The organism is Sandarakinorhabdus sp. (assembly GCF_041689835.1).
Taxonomy (GTDB): Bacteria; Pseudomonadota; Alphaproteobacteria; order Sphingomonadales; family Sphingomonadaceae; genus Sandarakinorhabdus.
The window spans coordinates 1-5779 of record NZ_JBDNFM010000100.1 but is presented as its reverse complement, the minus strand read 5'-3'; the positions used below and the strand labels follow the sequence as shown (position 1 = coordinate 5779).

At 65.4% G+C, this 5779-nt stretch carries 7 protein-coding genes, 1 tRNA gene and 1 pseudogene; 8 read left to right on the top strand and 1 reads right to left on the bottom strand.

Annotation, left to right across the window (positions count from 1 at the left end; translation table 11 throughout):
• Window positions 1–549 (top strand): agmatine deiminase family protein (locus tag ACESL8_RS04875; protein ID WP_372916509.1); only part of this gene is annotated, 549 nt, incomplete at its 5' end.
• A 56-nt stretch (window positions 550–605) separates the two neighbouring features.
• The gene (locus ACESL8_RS04870) at window positions 606–1469 is read left to right on the top strand and encodes a nitrilase-related carbon-nitrogen hydrolase (RefSeq protein ID WP_372916508.1); all 864 of its coding nucleotides are present in this window, start codon (window positions 606–608) and stop codon (window positions 1467–1469) included.
• Window positions 1470–1667: 198 nt separating this feature from the next.
• Here the strand turns inward: ACESL8_RS04870 and ACESL8_RS04865 are convergent, their stop codons facing one another.
• Window positions 1668–2348 carry a uracil-DNA glycosylase gene (locus tag ACESL8_RS04865; RefSeq protein WP_372916507.1) on the bottom strand — a complete coding sequence of 227 codons (681 nt, stop codon included), beginning with the start codon at window positions 2346–2348 and terminating at the stop codon, window positions 1668–1670.
• A 29-nt stretch (window positions 2349–2377) separates the two neighbouring features.
• On the opposite strand from ACESL8_RS04865, the gene folK reads away from it, so the two are divergent.
• The 6 genes and pseudogenes from folK to ACESL8_RS04835 all read left to right on the top strand — a co-directional run.
• Window positions 2378–2866: a 2-amino-4-hydroxy-6-hydroxymethyldihydropteridine diphosphokinase gene (gene folK / locus ACESL8_RS04860; RefSeq protein WP_372916505.1), complete on the top strand. Its 489-nt coding sequence runs from the start codon at window positions 2378–2380 to the stop codon at window positions 2864–2866.
• A gap of 23 nt (window positions 2867–2889) precedes the next feature.
• Window positions 2890–2966 (top strand) — tRNA-Lys (locus ACESL8_RS04855).
• 254 nt (window positions 2967–3220) lie between these two features.
• Window positions 3221–4012 (top strand): dienelactone hydrolase family protein, encoded by a 792-nt coding sequence (locus ACESL8_RS04850; RefSeq protein ID WP_372916504.1) that lies wholly within the window; start codon window positions 3221–3223, stop codon window positions 4010–4012.
• Window positions 4013–4068: 56 nt separating this feature from the next.
• A complete protein-coding gene (locus ACESL8_RS04845) occupies window positions 4069–4494 on the top strand; it encodes an FKBP-type peptidyl-prolyl cis-trans isomerase (protein ID WP_372916503.1) in 426 nt (141 codons plus the stop codon).
• Complete coding sequence (locus ACESL8_RS04840; RefSeq protein ID WP_372916502.1) at window positions 4494–5363, top strand: metal-dependent hydrolase; 870 nt, start codon at window positions 4494–4496, stop codon at window positions 5361–5363. The genes ACESL8_RS04845 and ACESL8_RS04840 overlap by 1 nt, the downstream gene beginning before the upstream one ends.
• 205 nt (window positions 5364–5568) lie before the next feature.
• A pseudogene (locus ACESL8_RS04835) lies at window positions 5569–5779 on the top strand (glutamate dehydrogenase); the annotation flags it as partial.

Sequence of the window (5779 nt, the reverse complement as noted above, 5' to 3'; positions counted from 1 at the left end):
GCCATCGATGTGGCAGGCACAGGCCTGGTGGTGACTACCGAGCAATGCCTGCTCAACGTCAATCGCAACCCCAAGATGGATCGTCACGAGGTGGAAAGTCACCTGCGCCGCAATCTTGGCCTTGATCGGGTGCTGTGGCTGGGCGAAGGCCTGATGAACGATCACACCGATGGCCATGTCGACAATCTGGCGCGGTTTGTTGGCCCCGGCCGGCTGGCGTTGCCGGTGGCGGCCGGCAAGGACGATCCCAACAAGGACATTTACGAAGACGCGTGGGACCGTGCCCGCGATTTCGGGCTGGAGATCGTGCCAGTGCCGTCGCCGGGCAAGGTGATACGCGATGGCGAAATCGTGCCGGCCAGCCACATGAATTTCTACATCGCCAATGCGGTGGTGGTGGTGCCGCTGTATGGCGTGGCCAGCGATGCGGACGCGGTGAAAGCCATCGCCGCGCTTTTCCCCGACCGCGAGGTGATCGGCATGCGCGCCGATCATATTCTCACCGGCGGCGGCAGCTTCCACTGCATCACCCAACAGCAGCCGAAATAGGGGCAGGCGCGCGGGGCATCTTTCGCGCGCTACATTGGTGCGCTATGGGCCGCGTCATGACCCGCACCATCACCGTCGCCGGCCTGCAACTGGCGTTCTCCGGCAATCGCGATGCCGATATCGCCATGACTGCTACCGCCGCCCGCGCTGCGGCCGACGGCGCGGATGTCGTGCTGCCGCCCGAATTGTTCGAAGGCCATTATTTCTGCCGGCACGAGGATGAAGGCCTGTTCGTGAACGCCCTGCCGCTGGACAAGCACCCGGCGGTGGCGGCGATGCGTGAAGTGGCGCTGGAAACCCGCACCTACATCCCGTGCTCGTTCTTCGAGAAGGACGGGCATCATCATTACAACAGCCTCGCGATGATCGACGACGGCGGCAACGTGATGGGCGTCTACCGCAAAAGCCATATTCCCGACGGGCCGGGCTATGAGGAGAAATTCTATTTCCGTCCCGGCAACACCGGCTTCAAGGTGTGGCCGACCAAGCACGGCGTCATCGGCGTCGGCATCTGTTGGGACCAGTGGTACCCGGAAACCGCCCGCGCCATGATGCTGATGGGCGCTGAAGTGCTGCTGTATCCCACCGCCATCGGCACCGAACCGCACGATCCCGAACTTGATACCCGCCGGCTGTGGCGCCGGGCGATGGTGGGGCATGCGGTGTCCAACGTGGTGCCCGTGCTGGCCTGCAACCGCATCGGCACCGAAGAAGCCGGAACACCGCATGCGCAGACATTCTACGGCACCAGTTTTGCCTGCGATCAGCGCGGCGACATCGTGAACGATCTGGACGATCACACCCCGGGCGTGGTCAAAGCCACCTTCAACCTCGACCTCGCCGCCCGCCACCGCGCCGCCTTCGGCTTTTTCCGCGACCGCCGGCCCGAGCTTTACGGGCGGCTGGCGCAGGACATCTAGAAAATTTCAAAGAGCTCAATTTCGGAGCCGGACGCCCAGCTTGCGCCCGGATGAAGCCGGGCGGATCGTCGATTCAAATTTGCCACTTTTGACGTTTCGTACGGAACTGGGGATTTTGACCCAGCCTGCGCCCACTCGCGCCGCAACGCCGGGCAGCGCCATGATGACAGGCTTGGCCCGTGTAGGACAGACGGGCGATCAGCCCTGCTGACCGCCCGCCGCCACCGCGGTTTCGAGCGCCGCCTTGAACATTTCCGGCGTGAGCAGCCCAGTGTTGGTGTTGAGGCGGCTGCAATGATAGCTGTCCACCAGCACCACGCCCGACGGCAGTTTGTGGGCAGTGCCGTGAGCGAAGCGATATTTTGGCAGCTTGCCGCCGATGGCCTTGATTGCGGCCTGGTGGGCGGTTTCGCCCAGCGCCACCACGACTTTCAAAGCGGGCAGGGCGGCGAGCTGCGCTGCAAGATACGGGCGGCAATTATGCTTTTCGGCCGTGTCGGGCAGGTTGCCGGGCGGGGCGCAGGCCACTGTGTTGGTGATGAACAGGCCGGGCGCGTCCCAGTCCCCCGGCCAGCCGCCAGGCGTTTCGCTTGCCAGACCCAGTTCTGCGAGCGTGGCAAACAGCATCTTGCCGGCTTCATCGCCGTGGAAGGGCTTGCCGGTGCGATTGGCACCTTTCAGGCCGGGGGCCAGGCCGATGATGGCCATCCAGGCGCCGGCATTGCCCAGCGGCGGCACCGGGGCGTTCCACCAATCGGCATGGCGCGCCATTTGCTCGGCGCGATAGGCGACCAGGCGTGGGCACAGCGGGCAATCGATTGGCGGCGTGCCGGGGTGGGGAGGGGTGCCGGGGTGGTGAAGTGTGGTCTCGTCAGTCATCGACTATGCCTGTAGGGGCTGTGAACAATATGGCAATCGTGCTTGTCGCGCTGGGATCAAACCGCTGCCACGGCCGCCATGGCCGGCCGGCTGGTGTTGTGCGCGCCGCCGCACGGGCGCTGGCCGGGCTGGGGCCGGTGCTGCGCGTGTCGCCGATCTTCGCAACCGCCCCCATCGGGCCGGGCAGCCGGCGTTATGCCAACGCGGTGGCAGCGCTGGATTGGCCGGGCAGTTTGCCCGATCTGCTGGCCCGCTTGAAAGGCATCGAACGCGAATTTGGCCGCCGCACCGGCCAGCGCTGGGGGGACCGGGTGCTGGACCTTGATATCCTTGCTGCCGGTGCTGCCGTTGTGCGGCTGCCCGACCTGATCGTGCCGCACCCGCGCCTCGCAGAACGCCGCTTCGTGCTCGATCCGTTGGTGACGGTCGCGCCTGATTGGCGGCACCCGATAATGGGCCGCACCGCAAGACAGTTGCACACGCGCGCGCTTCGCCCTAAAGCCCGGCCCCGCGCGTGATGGCGTGTATGGCCCGTGGCCATGGGTCCTTAGCTCAATCGGTTAGAGCGACCGCCTTTTAAGCGGTAGGTTTCGGGTTCAAGTCCCGAAGGACCCACCACGCCGCCGCGCCGCGAGCGCGTATGGCGCATGCCAGGCGCGCCGACAGGCGCAAAGCCGGCCAGCGAGCAAAAGCGGCGGCCCCTCCGGCCGCTTTTTTTGACTCGTCTGACGACGTGGCTCCGCCACGCTCCTCCTTCCCCTTCCTTCACACCCAAAGCGGACTCGGCGGCTCCGCCGCCGGCCGCGCCTGCAAGGCCTTCGTTTGACAGCCCGGTTCCCCGATCGCACTGTTCGCCACAGGGGGAACCATCCATGCCATTATCCGACTACAGCCTCGCCGATTTCACCGCCGGCCCGTACACGCGCCCCGTCTATCGCCGTGGCACCGGCCCGGCGGTGATCGTGATCCACGAGGTGCCGGCCCTGCACACGCTCGTCATCGAATTTGCCGATCGGCTGGCGGCAGCGGGCATGACAGTGTTCTGCCCCAGCCTGTTTGGCACGCCCGGATCGGTGCCCACCAAGGCGGCGGCGGTGAAGCAATTGTTCCTCAATATCTGCATCAGGCGCGAGTTTTCGGCGTGGTCCGATGGCCGTTCCAGCCCGATTGTCGATTGGCTGCGGGCGCTGGCGCGGCAGGCGCATGCCGACTGCGGCGGGCCAGGGGTGGGCGCGGTGGGGATGTGTTTTACCGGCGGTTTTGCACTGGCGATGATGACGGAGCCCAGCGTGATCGCGCCGGTGCTGAGCCAGCCCAGCTTGCCGTTGAACGGCGCCAAGGCGGGCAGCATTGATGCCACACCCGCCGAAATCGCCTGCGCGCGGCGGCGATTCGAGGCCGAGGATCTGTCGCTGCTCGCGCTGCGTTACCGATCGGACAAATTGGTGCCCGATGCGCGTTTCCGCCGGTATGAACGCGAATTCCCCGGCCGGGTCGAAACCGTCGAACTGGCTGACGAACATGCCCGCCCGGATACCGGCATGGCCCCGCACAGCGTGTTGACGGTGCATTTGCCAGATGATGGCCCGGGCAGGGCCGCCGAAACGCGGGTAATCGGCTTTTTGCAGCACCGATTGGGGATCAGCGGCTCAACATCCACTTGATTGCGGGCGCGGCAGCGGCCACATCACGGCCGCACCGTAACGTCAGGAACATGCTCATGTCATCCGCCGCCTCCATCGCCGCCCTTGCTGCTTCTGTTGCTGCGATTGCAGCCACCAGCGCCGCTGCCCAGCCGGCAGTTTTGCCTGGCGGCACCAAAGCAATCGAAGTGAAGGCCGGCACTGGCGAAATGGCCGAGCCGGGCCGATCGGTGGCCGTGCATTATACTGGCTGGCTGTTTGTCGATGGCGGCAAGGGCACCAAGTTCGACAGCTCGCGTGACCGGGGGCAGCCGTTCGTGTTTGCGCTCGGGACGGGTCAGGTGATCCTGGGCTGGGATGAAGGCGTGGCCGGCATGAAGGTGGGCGGCCAGCGCACCCTGATCGTGCCGCCCGAAGCCGGCTATGGCGAGCGCGGGGCTGGCGGGGTGATCCCGCCGGGTGCCACGCTGATGTTCGACGTCGAATTGCTGGCGGTGCAGTAATGGGGTCGGCAGCGTCTGGGGTTGCACCGGCTGATCTGGTGATCACGCCGCGCAATCTGCGTTTTGGCCGTGATGAGGTGCGCGGCCGTTGGTGGCTGGGCGGCGATCCCGTCGCAACCGCCTGGCACAACGCGCTTTCGGCCAGTTTCCCGGACGGGGAGACCTTTTTCATCGAAACTGTGCGCCGGTTTCGTGATGCAGTGCCGCCGCAATTGCAGGCGCAGATCGACGATTTCGTGCGTCAGGAAGCCTATCACACCCGCGAACATGTCGCCTTTAACCGTCAGATCAGCGATGCCGGCTATGACATCGCTGCCATCGAACAGCGCATTGCCCAAAGCCTGGTGCTGGCGCGCACAACCCACCCGGTGGCACAGCTGCTGGTGACGGTGAGCCTTGAGCATTTCACCGCGATCTTTGCCCACGCCATGCTGGCGCACGGCGGCCGGCAATTTGACGGCGCGAGCGCGGATACACGGGCGATGTGGACCTGGCACGCCATCGAGGAAATCGAGCACAAGGGCGTTGCCTTTGATACCTACATGCACGTCACCCGCAGCCTGAAGCCGGCAAAGCGCTGGGCGATCCGCAGCGCGGTGTTCCTGCGCGTTTCCCGCAATTTCGTCGCCAATCGGGTGAAGGATGCGCTGGCGCTGCTGGCGCAGGATGGCATCACCGGCTGGCGAGCAAAGGCGCGGCTGGCGTGGTATCTGCTGGGCGCGCCCGGGGTGTTGCGGCAGGTGGCGTGGGCGTGGGCGGCCTATTTCCGCCCCGGTTTCCATCCGTGGGACCATGATGATCGCGCCCTGATTGCCGCCCACGAAACAACTGTGACGCCCGCGCCCACGCTGACGCCGGCTGCGGCCTGACAAGCGCCGGCCTGCCGGACGGGCCGGGGGTTTGGGCCTTTGACGCCGCCGCCCGGCTTTGATCAGCCCCCCCCTTTGCCGCAGCTGAATTTCTGATACGGTGACGTGCGTGCGGCATGTTGTCCAGCGGGTGGCTGGTAACATGTCGTGTGTGATCGAGGCTGGCGCCGCGCAGCGTCTGGCTTGCAACCGGGGGAGAATTTTAATGAGCGCAAGTGATCATGTCGATCTGGATGGCTTTATCCAAGGGGTGAGCCGCCGCAATCCGGGGCAGCTGGAATTCGTGCAGGCCGTCACCGAAGTGGCGGAAGATATTTTCGATTTCATGGGCGACAAGCCGAAATATCACGAGGCTCAGATCCTGCGCCGCATCGCCGAGCCGGACCGCGTCATTTCCTTCCGCGTGTGCTGGGAAG

Coding starts and splice junctions, on each gene's coding strand:
- ACESL8_RS04870 (WP_372916508.1), top strand. CDS start 606: ATGACCCGCACCATCACCGTCGCCGGCCTGCAACTGGCGTTCTCCGGC.
- ACESL8_RS04865 (WP_372916507.1), bottom strand. CDS start 2,348: ATGACTGACGAGACCACACTTCACCACCCCGGCACCCCTCCCCACCCC.
- folK (WP_372916505.1), top strand. CDS start 2,378: ATGGCAATCGTGCTTGTCGCGCTGGGATCAAACCGCTGCCACGGCCGC.
- ACESL8_RS04850 (WP_372916504.1), top strand. CDS start 3,221: ATGCCATTATCCGACTACAGCCTCGCCGATTTCACCGCCGGCCCGTAC.
- ACESL8_RS04845 (WP_372916503.1), top strand. CDS start 4,069: ATGTCATCCGCCGCCTCCATCGCCGCCCTTGCTGCTTCTGTTGCTGCG.
- ACESL8_RS04840 (WP_372916502.1), top strand. CDS start 4,494: ATGGGGTCGGCAGCGTCTGGGGTTGCACCGGCTGATCTGGTGATCACG.